The organism is Micromonospora sp. CNZ286 (genome assembly GCF_014207755.1).
In genome coordinates this window covers 5,690,276-5,716,297 of sequence record NZ_JACHIZ010000001.1, presented here as the reverse complement: position 1 = coordinate 5,716,297, position 26,022 = coordinate 5,690,276, and the positions used below count along the sequence as shown (strand labels likewise).

Here is a 26,022-nt window from a genome sequence, read left to right as displayed (position 1 = left end):
GGTGTGCCGGACGACGAGCGAAGACACGGGGGAGCGCAACGGTGCGGGTGCTGGTGGCGGACGACGAGCGGCTCTTGGCGGACACGGTCGCCGAGGGGTTGCGACGGTTCTCCATGGCTGTCGACGTCTGCTACGACGGGGACGGCGCGCTGGAACGGATCGGGGTCAACCGGTACGACGTGGCGGTGCTGGACCGGGACATGCCCGGCGCCACCGGCGACGACGTGTGCCGGAGCCTGGCCGGGTCGGACGCCGGCACCCGCGTGCTGCTGCTCACCGCCGCCGCCGGCATCCGGGACCGGGTCGCCGGCCTCGGGCTCGGAGCCGACGACTACCTGACCAAGCCGTTCGCGTTCGCCGAGCTGGTGGCGCGGGTGCAGGCGCTGGGCCGCCGGTCCACCCCGGCCCTCCCGCCGGTGCTGGAGCAGCACGGTGTGGTGCTCGACGTGGCCCGGCACTCCGCGACCCGGGACGGCAGCCCGCTCGGGCTGAGCCCGAAGGAGTTCGCCGTCCTGCACGTGCTGATGCGGGCCGGTGGCCGGGTGGTGAGCGCCGAGGAGCTGCTGGAACAGGCGTGGGACGAGTTCGCCGACCCGTTCACCAACGCGGTCCGGGTGACGGTGATGACCCTGCGCAAGAAGCTCGGCCAGCCGTCCGTCATCCACACGGTGCCGAAGGCCGGCTACCGGATCGGCGAGCCGGAGTGAGCCCCCGCCGCCGCATCCTGCTGGTCGGGGTGCTCGCCCTGCTCGCCGGGTTCATGCTGCCCAACCTGGTCAAGTCGCTGCTCGAAATGGTGTGGGGGCAGGCCGAGCGGTTCTGCGGCCTCGCCACGATCGGCGCGGTGTGCGAGCCGGGCCGCCCGTTCGTCCCGCTGCTGCCCATGCTCATCGAACTGCTGGTGCTGGTGGCCATCGGGTTCGCGGTGTGGGGCGCTGCCCGCTGGTGCCTGCGCCCGGTGCACGACCTGGCCGCCCCGATCGCGAACCTGGGGCCGCAGAACCTCGGCTACCGGATCCGGCGCGGCGGCCGGGACGAGCTGGCCGGGCTCGGCCGCGCGATCGACGACATGCTGGACCGGGTCACCGCCGGATACGAGGGACAGCGGCGGTTCGCCGCGAACGCCTCGCACGAACTGCGTACGCCGCTCGCGGTCCAACGCACCCTGATCGAGGTCGGCATGGCCCAGTCGCTCACCGGCGAGCAACTGGAACTGCTGACCGCCCAACTGCTCGCCACGAACGAACGCAACGAGCGGCTGATCGAAGGGCTGCTCGCGCTCAGCGAGAGCGACCAGGGCCTGCGGTCCTCCACCCCGCAACGCCTCGAACAGATCGTCAGCGGCGTCCTGGCCGCGTACGCCGACCGGGCCGCCGAGGCCGGCGTGACGGTGGAGGCCCAGCTGTCGCCCCGGATCGTGACCGGCGAGCGGGTACTGCTGGAACGCCTGGTCACGAACCTGGTGGAGAACGGCGTCAAGTACAACCGCGAGGGCGGCCGACTCGTCGTCACGGTCGGCGGCGACCCCGCGCTGACCGTCATGAACAGCGGGCAGAGCGTCCCCGCCGAAGCGGTCGACGGGCTGTTCGAACCGTTCCGGCGTCTCGCCCGGGACCGGACCAACCAGGGCGGCGGCGCCGGGCTCGGCCTGGCCATCGCCCGCTCCATCACCCAGGCGCACGGCGGCATCATTGCCGCGCGTCCGGGGCCGGACGGCGGCCTGCGGGTCGACGTCCACCTGCCCCCCGTGGGCTGACCACCCCACACACGACTCCGGGAGCCGCCGTCGCGGCGTCCCGCGATGACACCTGCCCGAGGACGGGACCGGCGGCGCCGCCTCCCACCCGCAGACGGCCGGAGAGGAGACCGCAGTGCCGACCCGTATTGAGGGGAACGCGCCGCCCGACGGCCGGGTGCTATGGGCCGACGTGGCGAAGGGCGCCTGCATCGTGCTCGTGGTGCTGTGGCACGTCGTCGTCAAGGACTACCTGCGCGTCGACTGGCGGGTCGGCCTGCCGGTGCCGGGTGCGTGGGGGCTGCTCGGCGAGCAGTTGCTGCCGCTGCGGATGCCATTGTTCTTCGCGCTCTCCGGCATCTTCGCGGCGAACGCGGTGGCCCGCCCGTGGCGGGTGGCCGGGCGGCCCCGGATCGCGCGGAACCTCTACCTCTACGCGATCTGGCTGCTCATCCACACCGCGCTGCTGGCGCCGGCACCGGACTTCCCGACCGACCGGGCCACCGACAGTGCTGAGCTGCTGGCCCAGCTCACCGTGACGCCCTCGAACCTGTGGTACCTGTACGCGCTGGCGCTCTACTTCGTGATCGCGAAGGCGCTGCGCTGGATCCATCCGGCGGTGCTGCTGACCGCCGCGGGCGCGCTGTCCGCGGTGGCCGCCACCGGGCTGCTGGACAGTCCCGGGAACCGGGGGCAGGTCTACCAGAACCTGGTGTTCTTCCTGGCCGGCGTGCACCTGCGGCCGTACCTCACCCGGTGGGCGGACGGCGCGAACACCCGCCGGCTCGTGGGCACCGGCTTTGCGTACGCGATCGGGCTGGCCGCCATGGCGCCGGCCGGCGCGCAGAGGTGGCCCGGCGTGTACCTGCTCGTCTCCGTGATCGCTGTGGCGTTCGGGCTGACCGCCGCCGCCCGGCTGGCCCGGCACCGCCCGGCTGGCCCGGCACCGCCTGGCCGGTCCGGCGCTGGCCCGGCTCGGCCGCCGCACGCTTGGTGTCTACGTGATCCACATGCCGGTGCTGGCGCTGCTGGACCGGCTCCTCGCCACACCGCTGGCCGGCCTGCCCGGGCCGGCCCGGGCGCTGCTGGTGACCGTCTACCCGGTCCTGCTCACCGCGCTCGTGCTGGCACTGAGCCTCGCCGCGCACCGCTGCCTCACCGCGCTCGGCGCGCACTGGCTGTTCGACCTGCCGCGCCGCCGCGCCCACTCGAATCCCGAAGGAGAGACCATGCCCCGAATCGACGCGCCGGTACTGCCGGACCGAACACATGTCGAGGAGGCCGCCCGCGTGCTGTCCGGCCGGGTGGTGCGTACCCCGGTGCTGCACAGCCCGGCGATCGATCGCCTGGCCGGCGCCCGGATCCTGCTCAAGGCGGAGAACCTCCAGGACGGCGGCTCGTACAAGATGCGCGGCGCGATGCTGGCGGTGGGCCGGCTCGCCGCCGCCGGGCACACCGGCGTGATCGCGCAGAGCACCGGCAACCACGCCGTCGCGGTGGCGCTCGCCGCGCGGCGGCACGGGCTGGCCGCGACCGTCGTGCTGCCGGAGGACGCCGCGCCGGTGAAGGTGGACCGGGCGCGGGCCGCCGGGGCCCGGGTGGTCCGGGCCGGCACCACAGTCGAGGAGCGCCTCGCAGTCGCCCGGCGGATCGCCGAGGTGGAGGGCCACCCGCTGGTCGACGCGTACGACCACCCGGACGTGGTGGCCGGTCAGGGCAGCGCGAGCCTGGAACTGATCGAGGAGGCGGCGCGACGCGGCACACCGCTGGACGCGCTCGTGGTGCCGGTGGGCGGGGGCGGCGGCATCGCCGGTGCCTGCCTGGCGGCGGCCGGAACCCCGATCGAGGTGTACGGCGTGGAGCCGGTCGGCTGCGACTCGCTGGCGCGCAGCCTGGCCGCCGGACGGCCCACACCTGTCGCCCCGGCGCCGAGCCTGGCCGACGGTCTGCGTCCCGGCTGCGTCGGTGACCTGCCGTTCGCGGTGGCCCGCAACCGCGTACGCGGGGTGGTCCGTGTCGACGACGACGCGATCGCCGAGGCGTTCCGGCTGCTCCTGCTGGACCTGAAGGTGCTCGTCGAGCCGTCCGGCGCGGCCGCCCTGGCCGGCGCCTTGCGCCTCGGCGAGGCGGCCGGCGCGGGCGGCGTCGCCCGCCCCGGGGGCGGGGCGCCGTGGCCGCCCGAGGGCAGGCGGCAGATGACTGTCGGCGTGGTGCTGACCGGCGGAAACGTGGAAGCGGACCTGGTGGCCCGGCTGGCGGGCGACCGGATGACTGTGGGAGTGGCGGCATGAGAGAGACAGTGCGGATCGGTGTCCTGTTCGGAGGCCCGTCGGCGGAACACGAGGTCTCCTGCGCCTCGGCGCTCGGCGTGGCCCGGGCCCTGGCCGGGCAGGGGCACCGGGTGGTGGCGCTCGGCATCACCCGTACCGGCGGGATCAGGCTGCTGCCCGAACCGGTGCTCGCGCAGCACCTCGGAACAGTGGCGGCCGGGCGGGCGATCGACGACCGGCTGCCGATCACCGGTCCGGCGGTCGAGCTGCGACGTGGAACGACAGCCGGCACCGTCGCGGTCGGCGCGGCCGACGCCCCCGCGACTGTGCACGCCGAACTGGACGTGGTGTTCCCGGTGCTGCACGGCCCGTACGGCGAGGACGGCGTGGTGCAGGGGCTGCTGGAGTCACTGGGCGTGCCGTACGTCGGGTGCGGCATCCTCGCCTCCGCAGTCGGCATGGACAAGGTGGCGATGAAGCGGGCGCTGCGGGCCGAGGACGTGCCGACCACGCCGTACGTCTGGTTCGACGAACCGACCTGGCGGGCCGCGTCCGACCCGGAGAAGCTGGTGGTCGGGCTGCGCGGGCCGCTGTTCGTCAAGCCGGCCCGGATGGGCTCCTCGATCGGGATTTCCCGGGTGGCCGACGGCGACGACCTGATCGCCGCCGTGGAGGAGGCGTTCCGGCACGACCACGTGGTGCTCGTCGAGCAGGGCGTGACCGGCCGGGAACTGGAGTGCGGCGTGCTCGGCGGCTGGCAGCCGGAGGCGTCGGCGGTCGGCGAGGTCCGGGTCGCGGGCGGCTGGTTCGACTACCGGCAGAAGTACTTCGGCGACGCCGACCCGATGATCGTCCCGGCGCCGCTGCCGGACGAGGTCACCGAGCGGATCCGCGACCTGTCGGTGCGGGCGTTCACCGCGATCGGCGGCTGGGGCCTGGCCCGTGTCGACTTCCTCTACGACGAGACCACCAGCGACCTGTTCGTCAACGAGCTGAACACGCTGCCGGGCTTCACCGCCCACTCGATGTACCCGAAGGTGTGGGCCGAGTCCGGCGTCGCGTACCCCGATGTGGTGGACCGGCTCGTCGCGCTTGCCTTCACCAGGCACGCGGCCCGGCCGTCGCGCGAACACCCCGGGGGTACGCCGTGATCCTGCTCTCCGACCCCCGGGTCGCCGCGGTGTCCAGCCGGGACGACGGCGAACCCCTGGTGGACCTGCGCGAGGTGCCCGGGCTGCGGGTGGACGGGCGGGCCGCCGATCCCGCCGGGGCGTACGCCCGGGTGCGGCTCGGGGTCGCGGACCGGTTGCTGGCCGCGCAGCGCGCGCTGCCGGCCGGGCTGCGCCTGCTCGTGGTCGAGGGGTACCGGCCGTACCGGGCGCAGCTCGACATCTTCACCGGCTACCGGGACGAGTTGCGGCGGCGCCACCCGGACTGGCCGGCGGACCGGTTGCACCGGGAGACCACCAAGTTCGTCTCGCCGGTCGAGGTGGCCCCGCACAGCACCGGCGGAGCAGTCGACCTCACGCTGTGTGACGCCGGCGGGGTGGAGTTGGACATGGGCACAGCGCTCGACGCCACCCCGGAGGAGAGCGCCGACGCCTGCTTCACCGCGGCCCGGCACATCCCGGTCAGCGCGTGGCGCAACCGGAACGTGCTGGTGGCGGCGCTGAGCGGCGCGGGGCTGGTGAACTACCCCACGGAGTGGTGGCACTGGTCGTACGGCGACAGGTACTGGGCGCTGATGACCGGAGCGCCACACACCCGCTACGGTCCGCTGTAGCCCACGCATCCGGGTGAACGGTCCGGCCCTCCCGTCCGTACCACGCGTCGAACGACAGCGACGACGGGAGAGAACGTGAGGGTGCAGCGCAAGCACGTGCTGGCGGCGACTGTGGCGGTGACCGCCACTGTGGCGGTCTCGGTGGGCACCGGACTCGGTTTCGCGGACACCGCGCCGGCCGCGCGATCGGTCTGCGCCGGGTCGGTGACCTTCTCGGCCGAGGGCGGGCCGCCGGCCGCGACAAGCGACAGGTTCCCGGTGGGCACCCGGCTGCGGGTGACGAACCTGGACAACCGCAAGGTGGCCACGGTGACGGTGACCGGGCCGTCCGGGAGCTGCGTGCTGCTGAACGCCGCCGCCATGGACCTGGTACGCGAGCCGGGCAAGAACGTCGTCCGCCGCAACGTGGTGGAACGCCTCGACGGCGCCGCCGCCCCGGCGCCGGGCGCGCAGCCGGGTGAGACCCGGCCGGGCGCGGCGCAGCCGATCGGCGGCAGCGTCTGCTCCGGCGCGCTCACGTTCTTCGCCGAGGGCGGGGCGCCCGCAGCCACCAGCGGCCAGTTCCCGCTCGGCACCCGGCTGCGGGTGACGAACCTGGACAACAACAAGGTGGTGACCGTGACGGTGACCGGGCCGTCTGGTAGTTGCGTGCTGCTGAACACGGCGGCCATGGACGCGATCCGGGAACCCGGCAAGAACCTGGTCCGGCGCAACACTGTGGAGCTGCTCCGCTGATCCTCCGGGCGGAACACCATGGGCCGGTCCTGGTGGAGATCGGGCCCATGGTGTCCCACGTCCGGGGTCAGCCGAAGGCGGCCGCCAGGATGTCCAGTCCCCGGCCCAGCTCGTCGTCGGAGATGACGAGCGGAGGCAGGAACCGCAGCACGTTGCCGTAGGTGCCGCAGGTCAGGGTGAGCAGCCCGGCCGCGTGGCAGGCCGCCGAGATCGCCGCCGTGGCGGCCGGGTCCGGGGTCAGCGTGCCCGGCACCACGATCTCCATCGCGAGCATCGCGCCCCGGCCGCGTACCTCGGCCACGCGCGGGTCACCGGCGGCGATCACGCGCAGCCGCTCACCCATCACCGCGCCGATCCGGCGCGCGGCGGCGGCCAGGTCCAGCTCCCGCATCGTCTCCATCGACGCGAGCGCGGCGGCGCAGGCGATCGGGTTTCCGCCGTACGTGCCGCCGAGGCCGCCGACGTGCACCGCGTCCATCAGGTCCGCCCGGCCGGTCACCGCCGCCAGCGGCAGGCCGCCCGCGATGCCCTTCGCCAGCGTGACCAGGTCCGGCTCGACGCCCTCGTGCTCGCAGGCGAACCAGTCGCCGGTGCGGCAGAAACCGGTCTGGATCTCGTCGGCGACGAACACCACCCCGGCCGCCGTCGCCCACTCGCGCAGCGCCGGCAGGAAACCCTGAGCGGGTACGACGAAACCGCCCTCGCCCTGGATCGGCTCGATCAGCAGCGCCGCCACGTTCTCCGCGCCCACCTGCTTCTCGATCATCTCGATCGACCGGGCCGCCGCGGTGGCGCCGTCGAGCCCGCCGTCGCGCAGCGGGTACGACATCGGCACCCGGTAGACCTCACCGGCGAACGGCCCGAACCGGTGCTTGTACGGCATGTTCTTCGCGGTCAGCGCCATGGTCAGGTTGGTCCGGCCGTGGTACGCGTGGTCGAACACCACCACAGCGGGCCGCCCGGTCGCGTGCCGGGCGATCTTCACCGCGTTCTCCACCGCCTCGGCGCCGGAGTTGAACAGCGCCGAGCGCTTCTCGAAGCCACCCGGCGTCAGCGCGTTGAGCTGCTCGCAGACCGCCACGTACGACTCGTACGGCGCGACCATGAAGCAGGTGTGGGTGAAGCGTTCGACCTGCGCGCGTACCGCCTCGACCACGCGCGGCGCGGAGTTGCCCACGTTGGTGACGGCGATGCCGGCCGCGAAGTCGATCCACTCCCGGCCGTCCACGTCGGTGATCGTGCCGCCGCCCGCCCGGTCCACGTACGCGGGGATCGTGCTGCCCACGCCCCGCGCCACCGCCTCGACCCGGCGCTTGTGCAGCTCCTCGCTGGTGGCCATCGGATCAGCCCTCGATGTTGTGCATGACGTGCTTGACCCGGGTGTAGTCCTCCAGGCTGTAGACCGACAGGTCCTTGCCGTGGCCGGAGTGCTTGAAGCCGCCGTGCGGCATCTCCGAGACGAACGGGATGTGCGTGTTCACCCAGACGCACCCGAAGTCCAGCCGGCGGGTCATCCGCATGGCCCGGCCGTGGTCGCGCGTCCACACCGAGGCGGACAGGCCGTAGTCCACGCCGTTGGCCCAGCGCACCGCCTCGTCCTCGTCGGAGAAGCGCTGCACGGTGATGACCGGCCCGAACACCTCGTCCTGGATGATCTCGTCGGCCTGGCGGACGCCGGAGACCACTGTCGGGGCGTAGAAGAAGCCACGCTCGCCGACCCGGGCACCGCCGGTGGTGACGTTCGCGTGGTCCGGCAGCCGGTCCACGAAGCCGCTGACCCGGGCGAGCTGGTTGGCGTTGTTCAGCGGGCCGTAGAGCACGTCCGCGTCGTCCGGCGCGCCGGTGCGGGTGTTGCGGGCCTGCTCGGTCAGCGCGGCCACGAAATCCTCGTGGATGCCCGGACCGGTGAGCACGCGGGTCGCCGCCGTGCAGTCCTGACCGGCGTTGAAGTAGCCGCCCATCGCGATCGCCTCGGCCGCCGCCGCCACGTCCGCGTCGTCGAAGATCACCACCGGGGCCTTGCCGCCCAGCTCCAGGTGCGTCCGCTTCAGGTCCGGCGCCGCCGCGGCGGCGACCTCCATCCCCGCGCGGGTCGAGCCGGTGATCGACACGAGCTGCGGGGTCGGGTGAGAGACCAGCGTACGGCCGGTGTCGCGGTCGCCGCAGACCACGTTGAACACACCCGGGGGCAGGTGCTCGGCGGCGATCTCGGCCAGCAGCAGCGTCGACACCGGCGTGGTGTCCGACGGCTTCAGCACCACCGCGTTACCCGCCGCCAGCGCCGGGGCGATCTTCCACACCGCCATCATCAGCGGGTAGTTCCAGGGCGTGACCTGGGCGCAGACGCCGATCGGCTCGCGCCGCACGTACGAGGTGTGCCCGGCCATGTACTCGCCGGCCGAGCGCCCCTCCAGCAGGCGCGCCGCCCCGGCGAAGAAGCGCAGCTCGTCCACCGCGGGCGGCAGCTCCTCGTCGGCGGTGAGCTGCCGGGGCTTACCGGTGTTGCGGACCTCCGCGTCGACCAGCTCGGCGGCCCGCGACTCCACCGCGTCGGCGAACTTCAGCAGCGCCCGCTGCCGCTCGGCCGGTGTGGCGTCCCGCCAGGTCTCGAACGCGGCGGAGGCGGCCTTCATCGCCGCGTCCACGTCCGCCGCGCCGGAGACCGGGGCCTGGGCGAAGACCTCGCCGGTGCACGGGTCGATCAGGTCGGCGTAGCCGCCGTCCACCGGGTCGACGTACTCGCCGTTGACGAAGTTGCGCAGCTGCTGCTGGTCGCTCATCAGAAGTCTCCGAGAGGGTGGCCGGGGAGAGGGTCAGCGGAGGTTATCGCAATCTGACTGCCATCTTGGCTACTAAATCCGAGGCAGACAAGGGTTTGAGCAACTGTTTCCGCGTGGGCGTCTGTGGTCTAGGCTGCCGGTCGTGGAGCCGAGAGCCTTCTACGTCGCCGGTCGCCCCGCCCACGGCGAGGACGAGCTGACAGTCACCCACCCGTACGACGGGCAGCCGGTGGGGCGTACCACGGTCGCCACGGCTGACCAGCTCGAAGCCGCAGTCGCGGGCGCCGCCGCAGTGGCCGCGGAGGCCGCGGCCCTGCCCGCGCACGCCCGCGCGGCCGCCCTGGACCACGTCTCCCGCCGGCTCGCCGAGCGGGCCGACGAGGTCGCCGCGCTGATCACCGCCGAGAACGGCAAGCCGGTCAAATGGGCGAAGGCCGAGGTCGGGCGCGCGATCTCCACGTTCCGCTGGGCCGCCGAGGAGGCCCGCCGATTCTCCGGCGAGCTGCAACGGCTCGACACCGACCCCGCTGCCACCGGACGGATCGCCCTGGTCCGGCGCGTGCCGCGCGGGCCGGTGCTCGGCATCACCCCGTTCAACTTCCCGCTCAACCTGGTCGCCCACAAGGTCGCCCCGGCGCTCGCCGTCGGCACCCCGATCGTGGTCAAGCCCGCCCCGGCCACCCCTCTCACCGCGCTGCTGCTCGGCGAGATCCTGGCCGAGACCGACCTGCCCGAGGGCATGTTCTCGGTGCTGCCGCTGCCGAACGAGCGCGCCGCCGAACTGGTCACCGACCCGCGGCTACCGGTGGTGTCGTTCACCGGCTCCGGACCGGTCGGCGCGGCCATCCGCCGGGCCGCGCCGGACAAGCACGTCACGCTGGAACTCGGCGGCAACGCGGCGTCGGTCATCTGCGAGGACTGGGCGGCGGACGAGGACCTGACCTTTGCGGCGCACCGCATCGCCACGTTCTCCAACTACCAGGCCGGGCAGTCGTGCATCGCCGTGCAGCGGGTCTACGTGCACGAATGGCTCTACGACGGCTTCCTGCCCCGGCTCGTCGCGGCGGTGCAGGCGCTGCGCACCGGCGACCCGCGCTCCGAGCTGACCGACGTCGGCCCGCTGGTGTCGGTCGAGGCGGCGCAGCGCGTCGAGACCTGGGTGGACGAGGCGGTCGCCGCCGGCGCCGTCATCGAGACCGGCGGGCGGCGCGACGGCGCCACCTACCCGCCCACTGTGCTCAGCGGCGTACCGGCCGACGCGAAGGTGTGCGCCGAAGAGGTGTTCGGACCGGTGCTGGTGGTCGCCCCGGTCGTGAACGACCGGGCCGCGTTCGCCGCCGTCAACGACTCCGCGTACGGGCTCCAGGCCGGCGTCTTCACCCACCGGCTCGACGTGGCGTTCGACGCCGCCCGCACGCTGGAGGTCGGCGGCGTGATCGTCGGGGACGTGCCGTCGTACCGGGCCGACCAGATGCCGTACGGCGGGATGAAGGGCTCCGGGGTAGGGCGGGAAGGGCTGCGCAGCGCGATGGACGACTACACCGAGCCGCGGGTCACGGTGCTGACCGGCGTGGCCCTCTGATCGCCCGCACGCTCACCAGGTGCCGTCGTCGCGGACCCGGGCGGGGGCGCGGCCGAGCAGCAGGGTGGTGAGGGCGGCGTCGATGTCGGCGCCGAGGAACCACTCGCCGGCCTGGTCGAGGGCGAAGATCCGGCCGTGCTCGTCGACCGCGAGGATGCTCTCCTGACGCTCGCTGCCGAGCGGGAAGAGACGGGCGCCCAGGACGGCGGCGAAGTCGGCGAGGGAGTCGGCGGTGTGGGCGGCCCGCAGCGGATTCGTGGTGAACCGGCTGATCCAGACCTGCTCGCCGGGCCCGCGCCGTCGGCTCAGGACGGCCGGGAACGCGGTGAGCGCCGCCTCGGCGGCGGGGAACGCCTCGTGCCGGTGATGCTGCCCCGCGACCGCCTTCGTCTCGGTCATCGCGCCCATCGCGAGTGCCTCGTTGAACATGCTGATCTGCCAGCCGCCGTCGATGAGGGCATGGGCGACCTCGTCCGGGAAACGCCCAGGCTCGATGACCTCGCGCGGCTCCGGACGCCACTCCTCGACGAAGGCGAGGTCGGACCACGGCAGGACCGCGAATCGCACCAGGAACCGGACGCACGAGTCGCAGGGAAGATCCGCCTGGCCGCCCAGCGGGTCGCCCGGCTCGCGATTCCGGTAAACCTCGATCCGGCTGCTGCCGAGCAGGTCGCGGGCGTCCTCGATGGACAGCGGCGGCAGACCTTCGGCGGCGCGACGGTGGTCGTGCTCGTAGAGCGCGTCGGAGACGACGATCATCTCGGCGTGCCGTTCCCCGCCGCGTACCAGATGCCCCGCGGGTAGCTCGTCCAGATAGGACTGCACCAGCGGATGGTGGCGTACTTCGATCGCGCCCTTCGCGCCCTGCGCGACGTGCTGCCGGCCGTCGAGCGTGAGGTGCGCCGCCGCGCCGGGCGTGGGCAGGCGGGTCAGCTCACGCAGCAGTTGGGCGGCCGGATCGACGGTACGCGGCGGGCGCGGTTCGGCCGGACGCCGCTGCCGGTACATCCGCTCGACCGCCGCGGCCGGCACCCGCGGCCACGTGGACACCTCGCCGGTCTCCTTGTCGATCACAGTGGTCGGCAGGTCGCCGGGGAGCGCCCGGGCCTCGGTGGACACGACGGAACTCACCACGTAGCCCAGGTCGAACTCCTCGACCTCCGGCGTGCAGGGAAAACCGAGGCGGTCGGAGTCCCGCCGGGCCCACACCGAGGCGATCTGCTCGGCCTGCTGTCGCTCGATCACCACCTGAAATTACCGGACCCCACGGATTTCGTGGCACCCGGTATGGTCGGCCCTACCCACGGTGACGGAAGGGGAGCGACGGTGGCCGAGAGTGCGGACCGGGATGCGAACCGTGCACTACGCGCGCGATTCGACGAGGTGTACGGCCAATACCAGCGCTTGCGGTCCGGTCTGGACGATCTCCAGACCAAGCTGGCCGAGTTGCGGGTCACCGAACGCTCCGACGACGGTCAGGTGACCGCCGTCGTCGGCGCGCGAGGCGAGCTGATCAGCGTCGAGGTGAGCCCGGCGGCGTTCCAGGACCGGGACGCCCGTGCGTTGAGCCGGAAGATCACCGAGACCGTGCTGCGCGCCTCCACGGCGGCGAGCGCCGCCACCCGCGAACTGGTCTCCGGATACCTGCCGCCGGGCTCCCCTTCGGTCGAATTCCTGCGTACCCATGACTTCGGCGCGCTGCTCGGCCGGGCCGACTCCGTGCTGGCCCGCGGCGAGTGACAGGTGGCCGGGGGAGAGATCTGGCTGGACCCGGACCGGGCCCGGCGCGGCGGGGCTGACCTGGCGCTGTCGGGGCGGGCGGTGAGCGCGGCCCGGCGGGAGACGGGCGAGCCGATCGCCCACGCGAGCGCGCAGCGGCCCTGGGGCCGCGACGACATCGGCGCCGCGTTCGACAAGCACTACCAGGGCTACGCCGAGACGCTGCTGCGCGCGTGGGAGCTTCTCGGCCGGTCGCTGGAGGTGCTCGGCTCGGACGTCGTCCGCTCGGTCACGGCCACCGTGGAGACGGACCTCAGCAACGCCCGTGACCTCGGGAAGATCCCGCAGCAAGGGCACAACCCCCATCGGCCCCGGCGCTGACCACCGGAGGACCCGCGCGTGAGCATGCTGCCCAGCCCGATCCCGCACCCGCTCGACTTCTGCCCGTGGGACCTGCCCGGCTGGATCTACGAGGCGCTCGACTGGGTGGTCGGCGTCGAATGGCCGGAGGGCGACGAGCGCGCCGTCTGGGACCTGGCCGACCAGTGGTACGGCGTAGCAGGCGTCCTTACCCGTCCGCGCGACGACGCGATCACCGCTGCCGGCGAGGTCAAGAGCGGGTACGGGGGAGTCGGCCTGGTCGCCGGCGCGTTCGACACGGCGTGGCACAAGCTCGCCGAAGGCCAGGACGCTCCACTGCACGTCCTGGTCGCGGCCACAGACGAGCTGGCACGTCTGGTCGACTCCTGCGGCTGCGACATCGAGGGCGCGAAGCTGGAAGCCTGGATCGAGCTGGGCATCCTGGTCGTCGAGTTGCTGTCCCTGGCGGTCGCCACAGTGCTCACCCTGGGCGCCGCCTCACCGGCGGCGGCCGCTGCGATCACCGCCACGCGGGTCGTGGTGCAGCAGATCTTCAAGCGGCTGGTGGCTCAACTCGCCCGCAAGGCGGTCAAGCAGGGCCTCAAGGAGGCGGGCGAACGTGCTGCCAAGGAGGTGGCCAGGTCCGGTGCCCGCACGCTGGCTCGACGGGCCGCGATCGGGGGTCTGCTGGAGGCCGGTCAGGAAGCGGGCACCAGCCTCGGCACGCAGGCGTACCAGAACTCCACCGGCCGGCGGGACGGCCTCGACCTGACCGACGTGAGCACGTCGGCTCTCGGCGGATTCGCCGGCGGCGCGGTCGCGCCGCTGGCCGGGCTGGGCCGGCACGCCAACGGGCGGTTCGCGGAGATCGGTGAGCGGTTCGGGCGGGAGATGGCCGGGGAGACGCTCGCCGAGACCGCTGCGGGTCTGGCGACCGGCCAAGGGCCGTCGCTGGAGGATCTGGCGCGCGCGGCTGCCTCCGGCGCCACCGGGTCCGCCACCAACCAGGCCGACTCGGCACTGCAACGCCGCCTCGACGGGCAGCTGAGCGGGTTGACGGTGTCCCCGGTCAGCCTGGACGTGCCGATCGCCGCCGATCCCGTCGGGCTGATCCCGGCCCAGCGGGTCGCCGAGCCGGTCGTGCAGGGCAGCGACACGACCGCGGGCGCCGTTCCGGTGACACCCACGCTCGTCACGCCCCAAGCCGCCGCTCCGCACCCGCTCGCCGTGGACCTGCCCCGCCCGGCGCCGGATCCCACGACCACGCCGCCGCACAACAATGTCGTCCCGCACGACGTGGCACGTCCGACGGTCACCACGGGCCCCACGTTGTCCTCGGTGATCACGGACGCGCCCGTCGCCACGCCCCCGTCGACCGCGCCCGGAGTCCACAGCGGCTCTGGTCCGGTGGCGACGCCGATCGACCACCCCACGCCGTCCTCGACCAACCCGATTCAGGCGGCAGCCGCACCGGCGACACTTTCTGCACCGCCTGCCGACCACCCGCAGATCGCGGCGCCACCAACGGCGGACCGCACCGCCCCCGTCAGCAATGGAGGTCATGCGGGACCGCCTCCGGTCTCACCGGTCAACCCTCAGCCGGGGCCGCATCCGGGAGCGCCGGCCGTCGGGCCCGAGCCCCGACCGGGGCCGAACCCCCGTTTTCCGCTGCTGGAGGCCTTGGCTCCGCATCGCCCTCCTACCGACTCCCCGGGGCCCCACCCGGGCCCGCCCCATGTCCAGGCGTGGCTCCGTGAGACCGCCGAGCAGCGCGCCGCGCGGCTGAAGGCCGATCGGGAGGGTCTGGACCGGCGGCGCTACCAGGGCTATCTGCAGTCCCAGCGTGCCTTGCACGAGGAGAACAGACGCCAGGCGCAGATCAACGAGCTACGTGATCTCGCCGAACAGCATTACGAGGCGGCGCGTTGGCTCCTCATGCAGGCCCACGAGCTGCGCCAAGCCGGGCGGCACGACCTTGCCGACAGGCACGTGTGGGAGGGCCGGCGGCGAGAACGCCTGCACTACCGAGCCGTCGACGAGGTGGAGGCGGTCCGTGCCGGCCAGCGGCTGCCGCGCGAGGTGATGGTCGAGGAGGACCTCGACTTCTACCGCATCAACGACGACGTGGCGGACCTGGCCGTCGGCGCGGTGGAGACGGCCGACCACTCCGCGCTCACCGGTCACGGACACCCCGAGCCGATCGACAGGTCCCGGCCGTACGGCCGCCGGGGAGGGCTCCGGCCTCCGCTCGCGCTGCACCAGACCGACCTCGAACGGCAGATGCCCCGCAACCCCGACGGCAGCGTGACGCGTACCGCCGATCCCCGGCGCGGTGGCTGGTTCCGCCTCGCGAACGACGGCGGACCGGCGGCCGACGCCACCCGGGGGATCAACTGCCTCGACTGCACGCTGTCGCTGTTCGAGACCTGGGTCCACGGACGGCCGCGCGTCGCGGCGCCGCGTACGTTCGACGGCTACCTGCACGGCGACGTGAACCGGCCGGTGGGCGGCGAGGCGGACGGACCGCTGCGGGTCGAGCAGACGACCGGCGGCCGGTTCCAGAACCTCTGCCGGCCGGATCGGCCCGGGATCACCGGCCGGGACCGGCAGTTGTTGGTGGACGGCGGTTACCGGGACCTGTACGCGCAGCTCGCGTCGGGCGGTCACGGCAGTTACGCGTTCCTCATCACCAGTTTCGAGGGCGGCGGATCGCACGCGTGGGTGGCGTTGAACCAGAACGGCACGATCCTCTTCCTCGACCCGCAGACGGGCGAGGTGGCAGACCGGCCGATCTACCACCACAGCGGCCGTCCGGCCCGCAGCAACGTGGTCGGCGTCGACGCTCTGGTGCTCGGCCCCGACGGCCGGCCGATGCCGCTCGCCGGCCGGCCGCCCGGCACCTACAGCGTCCTGCCCGAGCCGCTACCCCGTCCGGCGCCGCCACGACCGCCGGCCCCGCCGCCGATCGCAGACGGCCACGTCCCGGACTTCAACCACGTCCACCTGCTCGGCGAGTCCACCACCATCTACCGCCGGGGCGACGGACCGCTGCCGGGGAGCGCGCCGCCGGTCGGGCCGGAACCGGCCCGGGTGCACCAGGACCACCGGCAGGCGCACGCCGACCGGATCGCCGCCGGGCTCTACGTGCGCGACGCGCTCGCGCAGAGCGGGAACCTCGACGACGCCTTCGCCGCCGGGGTGACGCCCGTCGAGCTGGCGCAGCACGCCGACGTGCCGACGCTGCGGCGGCTCGTACCCGGGCTCGACGAGACCGCCGCCGCCGACCTCACCCGGTTCTTCGCCGACCCGCGTGTGCAGCGGATGCTCGACCAGAGCTGGGAGGCGCCGCCGCGACGGGAGGAGTTGCTGGCCGAGACGCTGGTGCGGCAACTCGCGGAGCGGCCCGACCTGGTCCGGATGATCCTGGCGACGCCGGAACTCGCCAACTCGCTGACCGCGCGGCCGCTGACCCTGCACCACCTGGCCAGCCACCAGCAGGCCATCGACGTATTGCAGGACGTGGTAGGCGAGATCCGGGAACGGGGGGCTGACGTCGTTGCATCGACGGAACCGCCGGCCCTGATGCCGACTCGATTGACAGGCGCTCACCTGGCGGTGAGCGAATCCTTTACGACTGATGGCGCGGAGGCCGCGCAGCCGGGTTTCGATCTAACGCGACTCGGTGACGCCGCGTATCGAAAGCAGTTCTTGGACCAGTTGTATGAGGAAGCCGCTGTCGCACAGTCGGAGCTCAACGCCCTGGGGCGGGATTTGGCAGAGTCATGCGGTGGTGGTGCCGAATATCGCCCGCGTCGTGAGCCCAAGGACCGTGGGCGGGCTGAGGACAAGATCAAGGGCTACGGCGGCGATGCGTCACAGCTGAAGGATCTCGCGGGCGGCTACGTCTCGTTTGGCAACCTCGACGAACTCTACGGCGGACTGGCACGTCTGAGGAACGACGGGCGATTGGATCTGGTGAAGTTCGAAGACCGCTTCCAGAGCCCACAGAAAAGTGAGCCATTTTCATCGTGACGGCGCAGGTCACGGGCGGTGTGGGAGGCCGGTGTCCAGGTAGGACGAGGCTCCCGGTAAGACAGCAATCGACCAAGATCAGATGCCCCAACCGGGAGCCTCGCTGTGCTGTCTTACCCTGCCGCGATTCCGTTGTCCACCCGCAGCCTGAACCACCTCGCCGCCCTCATCCGAACCCGCCGCCAGCAGCAACGGTCTCGGTGGCGACGCCTCGACCCCGGCCGGCAAGCCCTGCTCGCCCTGGCCCACCTGCGCAACGGCGACACCTACACCCGCCTGGCCGCCGGATTCGACATCGGCGTCACGACCGCCTGGCGTTATGTCCGCGAGGCCATCGACCTGCTCGCCGCGACCGCCGACGACCTGGCCACGGCCATGACCAGGATCCGTCTGCTCGCCTACGCAATCCTCGACGGCACCCTGATCCCGATCGACCGGGTCGCCAACCAGAAGCCGTACTACTCCGGAAAACACAAGCGTCACGGCGTGAACGTGCAGGTCATCGCCGACGCGGCCGGGCGTCTCGTCTGGGCCTCGGCCGCGCTGCCCGCCTCGACGCACGACCTGACCGCCGCCCGCACCCACGGCATCATCGACGCCCTGGCCAGCACCGACGTGATGACCTTCGCGGACAAGGGCTATCAAGGCGCCCCCGGCAGCGTGCGCACCCCGTTCAAGCGGCGCCGCTTCCGGCCGAAGCTGTCACGCCGGCAGAAGGCCGTCAACCGAGCGCACGCGAAGATCCGCGCCCGCGGCGAACGCGCGATCGCCACCCTCAAGACCTGGAAAATCCTGGTCAAGCTGCGCTGCTGCCCACGCCGAGCGACCGCGATCGTGCAGGCCATCCTCGTCCTGCACCGCGTCGAAGCCGACCGCCACGCAGGATGAAAATGGCTCAGTGGATACCGAGACGTACAGATGTTCCTTCGTGCCTCCAACGGGCACATCGCTGAGTTCCGGCTGCAACTGGCGCCACTCGACAGAGTGGCGACCTGGGAACACTCCCTCTTCGAAGTGCGGCGCGACCTCGAAGCGGTCGCTCGTGAGGAGGGACGTAGCGTGACGGTGACAGAGTCCGCCATTCGTCGGGCGGTGCTTCGGCGCCAGCGTGAGCTGTTCTGGGAGGCTCTTCAGACGGCGCTGCACAAGGAGCGTGAGTGATGGCTACAGTCGACGGCGTCGAACTTCCCGCTTATTTCGAGCACTACGACACGCCTGTGAAGCTGGTCGCCACACCGGATGGCGGCCACGCCGCTTGGAAGCTGGACCGCTCGACGGGGGGTTGGCGGCCGGCGGACGAGCTCGTCGACGACGTGATCGGTGGCGTGGGCGGCGAGATCTACGTGCGCTCGGCTGATGCCTTCGTGCAGCACGTCGAGCAGTTGCGCGGACGCTACCTGAGCGGAGAGGGGCCGGTCTTCGCGCTCTACGAGACGGTCCGGGCGATCGCGGCGCCCGCCGTCGCGGAGAGGCGACCGTTCACCGCGGAGGAAGCCGCGCTGATCAAGGGGATCCGGCGGCGGACCTTCGTGATGTTCGAGGAGCAGCTCCAGCAGGCCGGTGACCCGGCCGCCGACCCCACCATCGCCTCCTGACAACGGCCCGGAACGCCATGCCCTCCACCGACGGCCAGCCCGTGCCCTACCTGCCGCCCGCCGACGTGGCGGAGGCGCGACGCGTACAGGAGGAGTTGCGGTCCCGGGTGGACCTGGTCGGGCCCGGTCCTGCCGCGCCCGCGACGGTGGCCGGGCTGGACGTGGCGTACGCGCAGGACCGTGACCTGCTCGCAGCGGCCGTCACGGTCCTCGACGCGGCCACCCTCGACGTGGTGGACGAGGCGGTGTGCGTGGGGCGGCCCGCCTTCCCGTACGTGCCGGGACTGTTCGCGTTCCGCGAGATGCCGGCGTTGCTCGCCGCGCTGGACCGGCTCACCACCCGTCCGGAGCTGTTGGTCTGTGACGGCCACGGGCTGGCGCACCCGCGCCGGTTCGGGCTGGCCTGTCATCTGGGCCTGGTGACCGGGCTGCCCACGATCGGGGTGGGCAAGACGCCGCTCGTCGGCTCGTGGACGGGCCCCGGTCCCGAGCGTGGTGACAGCGCCGACCTGTGTGACGAGGGCGAGGTGGTCGGGCGGGTGCTGCGGACTCAGGACGGTGTCCGGCCGGTCTTCGTGAGCGTCGGGCACCGGATGGGGTTGGACGAAGCGGTGGAGCGGGTACTGGCACTGACGCCCCGGTACCGGCTGCCGGAGACCACCCGTACGGCCGACCGGCTGTGCCGGCGGGCGCTCGCCGATGCAGGCGCGTCGGGCGGTGACCTGGGCGGGCGGTGATCGCGTGGCGCTGCACACATGTGGCGTGCTCGATGCGCGGGTGCCTGGAGGGGCCGGTAGTAACCTGACCGGCGGATCCGGTCCGGACGCAACGGTGAGGTGGAGATGTCGGCAGGGCGGCACGCGGCGCGGTGGGCCATGGTCGGCGCGCTGCTGGGTGGCCTGATCGCCGTCCCGGCGTCACCGGCGTCGGCCCGGGACGACCGGGTGGGACTGCGCTCGGCGAAGAGCTTCACCGCCGGTGGTCCGCCCGGGACGGTGGCGGTCGAGGTGCGCAAGCGCACGGACGGCTGCGTGCAGTTGCGTACCGCGGTCGGGCTCCGGCTGGAGGGCCTGCGGGCGGACCAGGTCCGGGTGCAGGTGGCGTCCGGCGGCCGATGGGTGCCGGTGCAGGTCTCCGGGGACGGCGGCGCCGTCGCCACCGCCGCGGTGGCCCCGGTCGACCGGCCGCTGTGCAAGGGCAAGGGCGTCACCGTGCGTTACCGGGTGTCCTTCCTGGCCGGGGCCGTCGGCGGCCGGCTGGAACTGGCCGGTGAGGCGAGCGCCGCGAACGGCGACGTGCTCGGCCGCGCCGGCGGGTCGGCCCGGCTGGTGGGCGCGCCGACGCCGAGTCCCAGCCCGTCCCGTAAGCCCTCGCCGACGCCCAGCGCGAGCGAGACCACGCCGGCCGAGGCGACCGACACGTCGCCGGTGGCCGCCGCCGTCGCCCCGGCCACCGCCGCGGCCGACGACTCGTCGTTCGGAGGTTCCATGATCATGTGGTTCGGTATCGGGCTGGTGCTCGTCGGCGCCGCTCTCATCGTCCTGCTGCTGCGCCGCAACCGCGCCGACCGCAGCGGTGGCGGCGTGGACGCCGGCCTCCCGCCGGTCCCGCTGCCGCGCAGCACCACCACCTACCGCTCCGGCACGCCCGGGCCGGCCCCCACGGTGTACGGGGGCGCGACGCCGCCCCGCCCGGCCGGCAACGTGTACGGCGCGCCCGCGCCCGCCCCGACGCCGCCGGCCCCGCCTGCCGGGGACGCGACGAGCGTCTTGCCCCGCTTGCCGGACTGAGCCGGAACCCGACCCGGTCCCGGGGTTACCGTGACTGTGGGTGGTCATGCCGTGACCCGGTAGCCGCCACCTGCCCGGCCGGAGGACGGAACACCGGGGCCGAACGGGGCCCGGTGCCGGGGCCGCTCGGCCGATAAGATCGCGTGCGCCGATCGGCACCGCCGACCGGTGAGACCGCATACGTGGAAGGAGCCGCGCCGTGGCCCTGGACCCGCAGTTGCTCGACATCCTCGCCTGCCCGGACACGCACCACGCCCCGCTCGACTACGACGCGCAGGCGCAGACGCTCACCTGCACCGAGTGCGGTCGCATCTTCGAGGTCCGGGACGACGTCCCGGTGCTCCTGCTGGACGAGGCGCGCGGTGGACCCGCCGCCGACGACGCGCGGGGCGGGTCGTCGCGGTGATGGAGGGTACGGCCGGGGTCAGCGGCCACCGGCACGCCGACGAGGCCCTGCTGGACGACGCGGCGCAGCTCTCCGAGCGGGATCCGGGCGGCATGCTCCGGTTCACCGCGTCCGCGGGCGCCCAGGTGCGCGAGTCGGCGGCGCTGGCCGCCGAGGCGAACCTGTCGGTGCTCGCCGACGACGGGCGACCCCGCGCGGTGGTCATCGCCGGCATCGGCACCGCCGGGCGTACCGGTGACGTGCTGGCCACCGTCGCCGGGCCGCGCTGCCCGGTGCCGGTCATCCCGCACCGCAGCGCCGGCGTGCCGGGCTGGGTGGGCGCGGCGGACGTGGTCATCGCGGTGAGCGCGTCGGGCCGCAGCCCGGAAGCGCTGGGCGCGGCCGAGGCGGCGCACCGGCGCGGTGCCCGGCTGGTCGCGGTCGGCGCGCCCGACTCGCAGCTCCAGTCGGTGGCCGAGCGGGCCCGCGCGCCGTTCATCCCGGTGCCCCGGCGCGCGCCGGCCCGGGCCAGCCTCTGGGCGCTCACCGTGCCGGTTCTGCTGGCCGCCCGTACCCTCGGGCTCGTGAAGGTCAACGAGGCGGATCTGGCCGAGACGGCGGCCCGGCTGGACGCCGACGCCGATCGATGCCGGCCGACCGCCGAGTCCTTCGTCAACCCGGCGAAGTCGCTGGCGCTCGGCCTGTCCGGTTCGATCCCGATCGTGTGGGGTTCGTCCCCGCTGGCCACCGTGGCCGCCCGGCGGTTCGGTGACACGTTGTCCGCGAACGCCCGCTACCCGGTGGTCGCCGGTGCGCTGGGCGAGGCGGGCCGGGGCCGCGTCGGCCTGCTCGACGGCGTGTTCGGCGGTCTGGCCGAGGGCGAGCGGGACATCTTCGCCGACCCGGGCGACGACGAGCCCGACGGCACCCGGCTACGGCTGGTGCTGCTGCGCGACGGCGGGCTCAACGCCGACGACGACACCGACGAGCCGCTGGCGGTCGAGGAGCGCCGCGCGGACGCGGTGCAGACGCTCGCCGAGCGGCGCGGGGTGCGCTGCGACGTGGTGACCGCCGAGGGCGGCTCCGCGCTGGAGCGGCTCGCGTCGCTGGTGGCGGTCCCCGACTTCGCCTCGATCTACCTGGCCCTGGCGCACGGGCTGGACCCGATGGCGGTACCGGCAATCACGGAGATGAAGGAGCTGGCAAACCAGTGAGCACACGGGGCATCGAGCGAGGCGGGGAATGAGCGCAAACGGGGGCACGAAGGCGATCGTCGCCGCCCTGGCGGCGAACCTCGGCATCGCCGTCACCAAGTTCATTGCGTTCGCCCTCACCGGCTCGTCGTCGATGCTGGCCGAGTCGATCCACTCGGTGGCCGACTCGGGTAACCAGGGCCTGCTGCTGCTCGGCGGCCGGCGGGCCAAGCGGCAGGCCACGCCGCAGCACCCGTTCGGGTACGGCCGGGAGCGCTACATCTACGCCTTCATCGTGGCGATCGTGCTGTTCAGCATCGGTGGCCTGTTCGCGCTCTACGAGGCGTACCACAAGGCGTCCGACCCGCACGCGATCACGGAGTGGCAGTGGGTGCCGGTGGTGGTGCTGGTCGCGGCGATCGTGATGGAGGGCTTCTCCTTCCGTACCGCGATCAAGGAGTCGAACCTGGTCCGGGGCAAGCAGTCCTGGGTCCGGTTCATCCGTCGCGCCAAGGCGCCGGAGCTGCCGGTGGTGCTGCTGGAGGACTTCGGCGCCCTGGTCGGTCTGGTCTTCGCGTTGTTCGGCGTCGGCATGACGCTGATCACCGGAGACGGCATGTGGGACGCCGCGGGCACCGCGATGATCGGTGTGCTGCTGGTGATCATCGCGATCACGCTGGCGATCGAGACCAAGAGCCTGCTGCTCGGCGAGGGTGCCGAGCAGAGCGAGCTGGACAAGATCGAGCAGGCTGTGACCAGCGGTCCCGAGGTCGAGCGGATCATCCACATGAAGACGCTCTACCTCGGCCCCGAGGAGCTGATGGTGGCCGCGAAGATCGCGGTGCCGGCCTGGGAGACCGCCCAGGACCTGGCGCGTGACATCAACGCGGTCGAGGCGCGGATCCGCCGCGAGGTGCCCACCGCCCGGGTGATCTACCTGGAGCCGGACATCTACTCGCCCGCCGCCGAGCGGGCCGGCACCGGGCAGGCGGCGGACACCGCCGTCCCGGAGGCCGTGACCAGTGGTGGGACGCAGCCGGCCGACGAGGTGGCCGGGCGGCCCGGGAGCTGACCGATGGAGTTGTTGCAGGGCCGGATCCGTGACTACGCCTGGGGCTCGCGCACCGCGATCGCCGAGTTGCAGGGGCGGCCGGTGCCGAGCAACGGGCCGGAGGCGGAGCTGTGGCTGGGCGCCCACCCGGGCGCCCCGGCCACTGTGCAGCGCGACGGCCGACCGGTCAGCCTCACCGAACTGCTGGTGGCCGAGCCGGGCCACTGGCTGGGTGAGCGGCTGGTCGGCCGGTTCGGCACCCGGCTGCCGTTCCTGCTGAAGGTGCTGGCCGCCGACGCGCCGCTGAGCCTCCAGGCGCATCCGGACGCCGAGCAGGCCCGCGCCGGGCACGCCGCCGACGTGGGGCGGGTCAACTACGTCGACCCGTACCACAAGCCAGAGCTGCTGGTGGCGCTCTCGGAGTTCGACGCGCTGTGCGGCTTCCGCGATCCGGGGGAGTCGGCGGCGGCGATCGCCGCGTTCGGCGTACCCGCGCTGGAGCCTGTGGTGGCGGCGTTGCGCGACGGGCCGGCGGGGCTGCGGGAGGCGGTACGCCTGCTGTTGAGCTGGCCCCGGGCGGAGCGGGCGGGGCTGGTGGCGGCCGTGCTGGCGGCGGCGGAGGCCGGGCCGGCCTCGGCGGACGCCGAGCTGGTCCGCACGCTCGCGTCGGGCTATCCGGCCGACCCGGGCGTGGTGGTGGCGTTGCTGCTGCACCACGTCCGGCTGGCGCCCGGCGAGGGCATCTGGATGCCGGCCGGGAACCTGCACGCCTACCTGCGCGGCACCGGCGTCGAGATCATGGCGGCCAGTGACAACGTGCTGCGCGGCGGGCTGACCCCGAAACGGGTCGACGTGGACGAGCTGCTGCGGGTGCTCCGGTTCGAGGTGCTGACCCAGCCGGTGCTGCGGCCGGAGCAGGTGGAGCCGGGGGTGCTGACCTGGCCGGTGCCGGTGGAGGACTTCGCGCTGCACCGGGTCGAGGTGGCTGCCGGGTCACCGGGGGTGCGGCTGACGCTGCCCGGGCCGCGTGTGGTGCTCTGCCGGGCCGGGAAGCTGACAGTTGACGACGGCGTGGGCGTGGTGACGCTGGACGCGGGTCAGGCAGCGGTCGGTACGGCGGCCGGTGGCCCGCTGACGGTGGGCGGGGCGGGCGAGGCGTTCGTCGCCACTTGCGGCATGCACTGATCTGCGCAAGTCCGACTTTCCCGAAATGGCTTGACGGTCACGCTGCGTGGTGTGACTCTACGGGTACGCAGCGTTGTCGCGACGAAGGTCCGGTGACGTGCGGGGGAACCAAACCGGGGGGATGCGCGGGGCGGCCGGGCCGTGGGTGGAAAGTCCGCTCACGACCGACCGCCCCGTGCGCTGTCCGCCGACCGGCCGATTGCGCGGTCGGCCAACCGGGCACGGGTCGAGTGGCCCGCGAGCGTAAGGTGGAAGGCTGCGCACCACCATCGTTCGACAGGAGCTTCCATGACCAGCACCCTCCCGGCGGCCTCCAGCGGCGCGTCGTCGCAGGCCCGGCCGAGCACCCTCGCCGAGGGCGACTACAAGGTGGCGGATCTGTCGCTCGCCGCGTTCGGGCGCAAGGAGATCCGGCTCGCCGAGCACGAGATGCCCGGCCTGATGGCGATCCGGCGTGAGTTCGCCGAGGCCCAGCCGCTGGCCGGCGCCCGCATCACCGGTTCGCTGCACATGACCGTTCAGACCGCCGTCCTGATCGAGACCCTTGTCGCGCTCGGCGCGCAGGTCCGCTGGGCGTCCTGCAACATCTTCTCCACCCAGGACCACGCCGCCGCGGCGATCGTGGTCGGCCCCGAGGGCACCCCGGAGGCCCCGGCCGGCGTGCCGGTCTACGCCTGGAAGGGCGAGACGCTGCCGGAGTACTGGTGGTGCACCGAGCAGGTGCTGGCGTGGCCCGACGGGCAGGGCCCGAACATGATCCTGGACGACGGCGGCGACGCCACCCTGCTCGTCCACAAGGGCGCCGAGTTCGAGAAGGCCGGCGTCGTGCCGCCGGTCGAGTCCGCCGACTCCGAGGAGTACGCGGTCATCCTCGAACTGCTGCACCGCTCGCTGGCCGAGGACGGCCAGCGCTGGACCCGGATCGCCGCCGGCATCAAGGGCGTCACCGAGGAGACCACCACCGGTGTGCACCGGCTCTACGAGATGCACCGCGCCGGCACGCTGCTCTTCCCGGCCATCAACGTCAACGACTCGGTGACCAAGAGCAAGTTCGACAACAAGTACGGCTGCCGCCACTCGCTCATCGACGGCATCAACCGCGCCACCGACGTGCTGATCGGCGGCAAGATGGCTGTCGTCATGGGCTACGGCGACGTGGGCAAGGGCTGCGCCGAGTCGCTGCGCGGCCAGGGCGCCCGGGTCGTGGTGACCGAGGTCGACCCGATCTGCGCGCTCCAGGCGGCGATGGACGGCTACCAGGTCGCCACGCTCGACGACGTGGTGGAGCAGGCCGACATCTTCATCACCGCGACCGGCTGCTTCGACGTCATCACCAACGAGCACATGGCCCGGATGAAGCACCAGGCCATCGTGGGCAACATCGGCCACTTCGACAACGAGATCGACATGGCCGGCCTGGCCAAGCGCAGCGACGTGACCCGGGAGAACATCAAGCCGCAGGTCGACGTGTGGCGCTTCGACGACGGCCACGCCATCATCGTGCTCTCCGAGGGCCGCCTGCTGAACCTGGGCAACGCCACCGGCCACCCGAGCTTCGTGATGTCGAACTCGTTCGCCAACCAGACGATCGCCCAGATCGAGCTGTTCACCAAGACCGAGGAATACCCGATCGGCGTCTACGTGCTGCCCAAGCACCTGGACGAGAAGGTCGCCCGGCTGCACCTGGACGCGCTCGGCGCGAAGCTGACCACGCTGACCAAGGAGCAGGCCGCCTACCTGGGCGTCTCCCCGGAGGGCCCGTTCAAGTCGGACCACTACCGCTACTGAGTCCCACGCTTCCCGAAAGGACCGGGGTCGGCCGCCGCG

23 protein-coding genes and 1 pseudogene are annotated in these 26,022 nt (G+C 72.9%); 21 read left to right on the top strand and 3 right to left on the bottom strand.

Annotated features, from left to right (window positions below; translation table 11 throughout):
- Positions 1–41: 41 nt before the first annotated feature.
- The 7 genes and pseudogenes from FHX31_RS25275 (at position 42) to FHX31_RS25250 (ending at position 6,523) form a co-directional block, all read left to right on the top strand.
- Positions 42–707, top strand: coding sequence for a response regulator transcription factor (locus tag FHX31_RS25275; RefSeq protein WP_030271171.1), 666 nt, complete (start codon positions 42–44; stop codon positions 705–707).
- Positions 704–1,756 carry a sensor histidine kinase gene (locus FHX31_RS25270; RefSeq protein ID WP_030271169.1) on the top strand — a complete coding sequence of 351 codons (1,053 nt, stop codon included), beginning with the start codon at positions 704–706 and terminating at the stop codon, positions 1,754–1,756. The genes FHX31_RS25275 and FHX31_RS25270 overlap by 4 nt, the downstream gene beginning before the upstream one ends.
- A gap of 115 nt (positions 1,757–1,871) precedes the next feature.
- Positions 1,872–2,606 (top strand): annotated as a pseudogene (locus FHX31_RS32855) (acyltransferase family protein); the annotation flags it as partial.
- Between the two features lie 139 nt (positions 2,607–2,745).
- Positions 2,746–4,026, top strand: a complete 1,281-nt coding sequence (locus tag FHX31_RS32850) for a threonine ammonia-lyase (protein WP_486481724.1) — start codon at positions 2,746–2,748, stop codon at positions 4,024–4,026.
- Positions 4,023–5,156 (top strand): D-alanine--D-alanine ligase family protein, encoded by a 1,134-nt coding sequence (locus FHX31_RS25260; RefSeq protein ID WP_184977319.1) that lies wholly within the window; start codon positions 4,023–4,025, stop codon positions 5,154–5,156. The genes FHX31_RS32850 and FHX31_RS25260 overlap by 4 nt, the downstream gene beginning before the upstream one ends.
- Positions 5,153–5,788, top strand: a complete 636-nt coding sequence (locus FHX31_RS25255; protein WP_013474098.1) for a M15 family metallopeptidase — start codon at positions 5,153–5,155, stop codon at positions 5,786–5,788. Before FHX31_RS25260 ends, FHX31_RS25255 begins: the two co-directional genes overlap by 4 nt.
- Positions 5,789–5,863: 75 nt before the next feature.
- Positions 5,864–6,523: an RlpA-like double-psi beta-barrel domain-containing protein gene (locus tag FHX31_RS25250; RefSeq protein ID WP_013474099.1), complete on the top strand. Its 660-nt coding sequence runs from the start codon at positions 5,864–5,866 to the stop codon at positions 6,521–6,523.
- Between the two features lie 67 nt (positions 6,524–6,590).
- On the opposite strand, the gene gabT is transcribed toward FHX31_RS25250, so the two are convergent.
- Both gabT and FHX31_RS25240 read right to left on the bottom strand, forming a co-directional pair.
- Positions 6,591–7,862 carry a 4-aminobutyrate--2-oxoglutarate transaminase gene (gabT, locus tag FHX31_RS25245; protein ID WP_091330159.1) on the bottom strand — a complete coding sequence of 424 codons (1,272 nt, stop codon included), beginning with the start codon at positions 7,860–7,862 and terminating at the stop codon, positions 6,591–6,593.
- A gap of 4 nt (positions 7,863–7,866) precedes the next feature.
- Positions 7,867–9,303: a gamma-aminobutyraldehyde dehydrogenase gene (locus FHX31_RS25240; protein WP_013284186.1), complete on the bottom strand. Its 1,437-nt coding sequence runs from the start codon at positions 9,301–9,303 to the stop codon at positions 7,867–7,869.
- A gap of 142 nt (positions 9,304–9,445) precedes the next feature.
- Here FHX31_RS25240 and FHX31_RS25235 point away from each other — a divergent pair, with 142 nt between their 5' ends.
- Positions 9,446–10,885 carry an aldehyde dehydrogenase family protein gene (locus FHX31_RS25235; protein ID WP_184977318.1) on the top strand — a complete coding sequence of 480 codons (1,440 nt, stop codon included), beginning with the start codon at positions 9,446–9,448 and terminating at the stop codon, positions 10,883–10,885.
- Positions 10,886–10,897: 12 nt separating this feature from the next.
- Here the strand turns inward: FHX31_RS25235 and FHX31_RS25230 are convergent, their stop codons facing one another.
- Positions 10,898–12,133 carry an SUKH-3 domain-containing protein gene (locus FHX31_RS25230; protein WP_184977317.1) on the bottom strand — a complete coding sequence of 412 codons (1,236 nt, stop codon included), beginning with the start codon at positions 12,131–12,133 and terminating at the stop codon, positions 10,898–10,900.
- A 78-nt stretch (positions 12,134–12,211) separates the two neighbouring features.
- Here FHX31_RS25230 and FHX31_RS25225 point away from each other — a divergent pair, with 78 nt between their 5' ends.
- The 13 genes from FHX31_RS25225 (at position 12,212) to ahcY (ending at position 25,983) form a co-directional block, all read left to right on the top strand.
- Positions 12,212–12,625, top strand: a complete 414-nt coding sequence (locus tag FHX31_RS25225) for a YbaB/EbfC family nucleoid-associated protein (RefSeq protein ID WP_013284189.1) — start codon at positions 12,212–12,214, stop codon at positions 12,623–12,625.
- A 3-nt stretch (positions 12,626–12,628) separates the two neighbouring features.
- Positions 12,629–12,985 (top strand): hypothetical protein, encoded by a 357-nt coding sequence (locus tag FHX31_RS25220; RefSeq protein ID WP_013474104.1) that lies wholly within the window; start codon positions 12,629–12,631, stop codon positions 12,983–12,985.
- Positions 12,986–13,009: 24 nt separating this feature from the next.
- On the top strand, positions 13,010–16,996 hold the full coding sequence (locus FHX31_RS25215; protein WP_486481723.1) for a toxin glutamine deamidase domain-containing protein: 3,987 nt from the start codon (positions 13,010–13,012) through the stop codon (positions 16,994–16,996).
- Positions 16,997–17,101: 105 nt separating this feature from the next.
- On the top strand, positions 17,102–17,884 hold the full coding sequence (locus tag FHX31_RS25210; protein ID WP_013285023.1) for an IS5/IS1182 family transposase: 783 nt from the start codon (positions 17,102–17,104) through the stop codon (positions 17,882–17,884).
- Between the two features lie 30 nt (positions 17,885–17,914).
- Positions 17,915–18,157, top strand: a complete 243-nt coding sequence (locus FHX31_RS25205) for a hypothetical protein (protein ID WP_184977316.1) — start codon at positions 17,915–17,917, stop codon at positions 18,155–18,157.
- Positions 18,157–18,591 carry a hypothetical protein gene (locus FHX31_RS25200; protein ID WP_013474106.1) on the top strand — a complete coding sequence of 145 codons (435 nt, stop codon included), beginning with the start codon at positions 18,157–18,159 and terminating at the stop codon, positions 18,589–18,591. Before FHX31_RS25205 ends, FHX31_RS25200 begins: the two co-directional genes overlap by 1 nt.
- Positions 18,592–18,608: 17 nt before the next feature.
- Positions 18,609–19,328 (top strand): deoxyribonuclease V, encoded by a 720-nt coding sequence (gene nfi / locus FHX31_RS25195; RefSeq protein WP_184977315.1) that lies wholly within the window; start codon positions 18,609–18,611, stop codon positions 19,326–19,328.
- A 105-nt stretch (positions 19,329–19,433) separates the two neighbouring features.
- Positions 19,434–20,381: a hypothetical protein gene (locus FHX31_RS25190; protein WP_047892328.1), complete on the top strand. Its 948-nt coding sequence runs from the start codon at positions 19,434–19,436 to the stop codon at positions 20,379–20,381.
- A gap of 199 nt (positions 20,382–20,580) precedes the next feature.
- Positions 20,581–20,787, top strand: a complete 207-nt coding sequence (locus tag FHX31_RS25185; protein WP_013284195.1) for a Trm112 family protein — start codon at positions 20,581–20,583, stop codon at positions 20,785–20,787.
- On the top strand, positions 20,784–21,980 hold the full coding sequence (locus FHX31_RS25180) for an SIS domain-containing protein (RefSeq protein ID WP_030271147.1): 1,197 nt from the start codon (positions 20,784–20,786) through the stop codon (positions 21,978–21,980). Before FHX31_RS25185 ends, FHX31_RS25180 begins: the two co-directional genes overlap by 4 nt.
- Positions 21,981–22,008: 28 nt before the next feature.
- Entirely contained in the window at positions 22,009–23,031 is a 1,023-nt protein-coding gene (locus tag FHX31_RS25175; protein ID WP_091330153.1) for a cation diffusion facilitator family transporter, read from the top strand.
- A gap of 3 nt (positions 23,032–23,034) precedes the next feature.
- Entirely contained in the window at positions 23,035–24,195 is a 1,161-nt protein-coding gene (manA, locus tag FHX31_RS25170; RefSeq protein WP_013284198.1) for a mannose-6-phosphate isomerase, class I, read from the top strand.
- 288 nt (positions 24,196–24,483) lie between these two features.
- Complete coding sequence (gene ahcY / locus FHX31_RS25165) at positions 24,484–25,983, top strand: adenosylhomocysteinase (protein WP_013474110.1); 1,500 nt, start codon at positions 24,484–24,486, stop codon at positions 25,981–25,983.
- Positions 25,984–26,022: the final 39 nt, after the last annotated feature.

Coding starts and splice junctions, on each gene's coding strand:
- FHX31_RS32850 (WP_486481724.1), top strand. CDS start 2,746: ATGCCGGTGCTGGCGCTGCTGGACCGGCTCCTCGCCACACCGCTGGCC.
- FHX31_RS25260 (WP_184977319.1), top strand. CDS start 4,023: ATGAGAGAGACAGTGCGGATCGGTGTCCTGTTCGGAGGCCCGTCGGCG.
- gabT (WP_091330159.1), bottom strand. CDS start 7,862: ATGGCCACCAGCGAGGAGCTGCACAAGCGCCGGGTCGAGGCGGTGGCG.
- FHX31_RS25240 (WP_013284186.1), bottom strand. CDS start 9,303: ATGAGCGACCAGCAGCAGCTGCGCAACTTCGTCAACGGCGAGTACGTC.
- FHX31_RS25215 (WP_486481723.1), top strand. CDS start 13,010: ATGCTGCCCAGCCCGATCCCGCACCCGCTCGACTTCTGCCCGTGGGAC.
- FHX31_RS25205 (WP_184977316.1), top strand. CDS start 17,915: ATGTTCCTTCGTGCCTCCAACGGGCACATCGCTGAGTTCCGGCTGCAA.
- FHX31_RS25200 (WP_013474106.1), top strand. CDS start 18,157: ATGGCTACAGTCGACGGCGTCGAACTTCCCGCTTATTTCGAGCACTAC.
- nfi (WP_184977315.1), top strand. CDS start 18,609: ATGCCCTCCACCGACGGCCAGCCCGTGCCCTACCTGCCGCCCGCCGAC.
- FHX31_RS25190 (WP_047892328.1), top strand. CDS start 19,434: ATGTCGGCAGGGCGGCACGCGGCGCGGTGGGCCATGGTCGGCGCGCTG.
- FHX31_RS25175 (WP_091330153.1), top strand. CDS start 22,009: ATGAGCGCAAACGGGGGCACGAAGGCGATCGTCGCCGCCCTGGCGGCG.
- manA (WP_013284198.1), top strand. CDS start 23,035: ATGGAGTTGTTGCAGGGCCGGATCCGTGACTACGCCTGGGGCTCGCGC.
- ahcY (WP_013474110.1), top strand. CDS start 24,484: ATGACCAGCACCCTCCCGGCGGCCTCCAGCGGCGCGTCGTCGCAGGCC.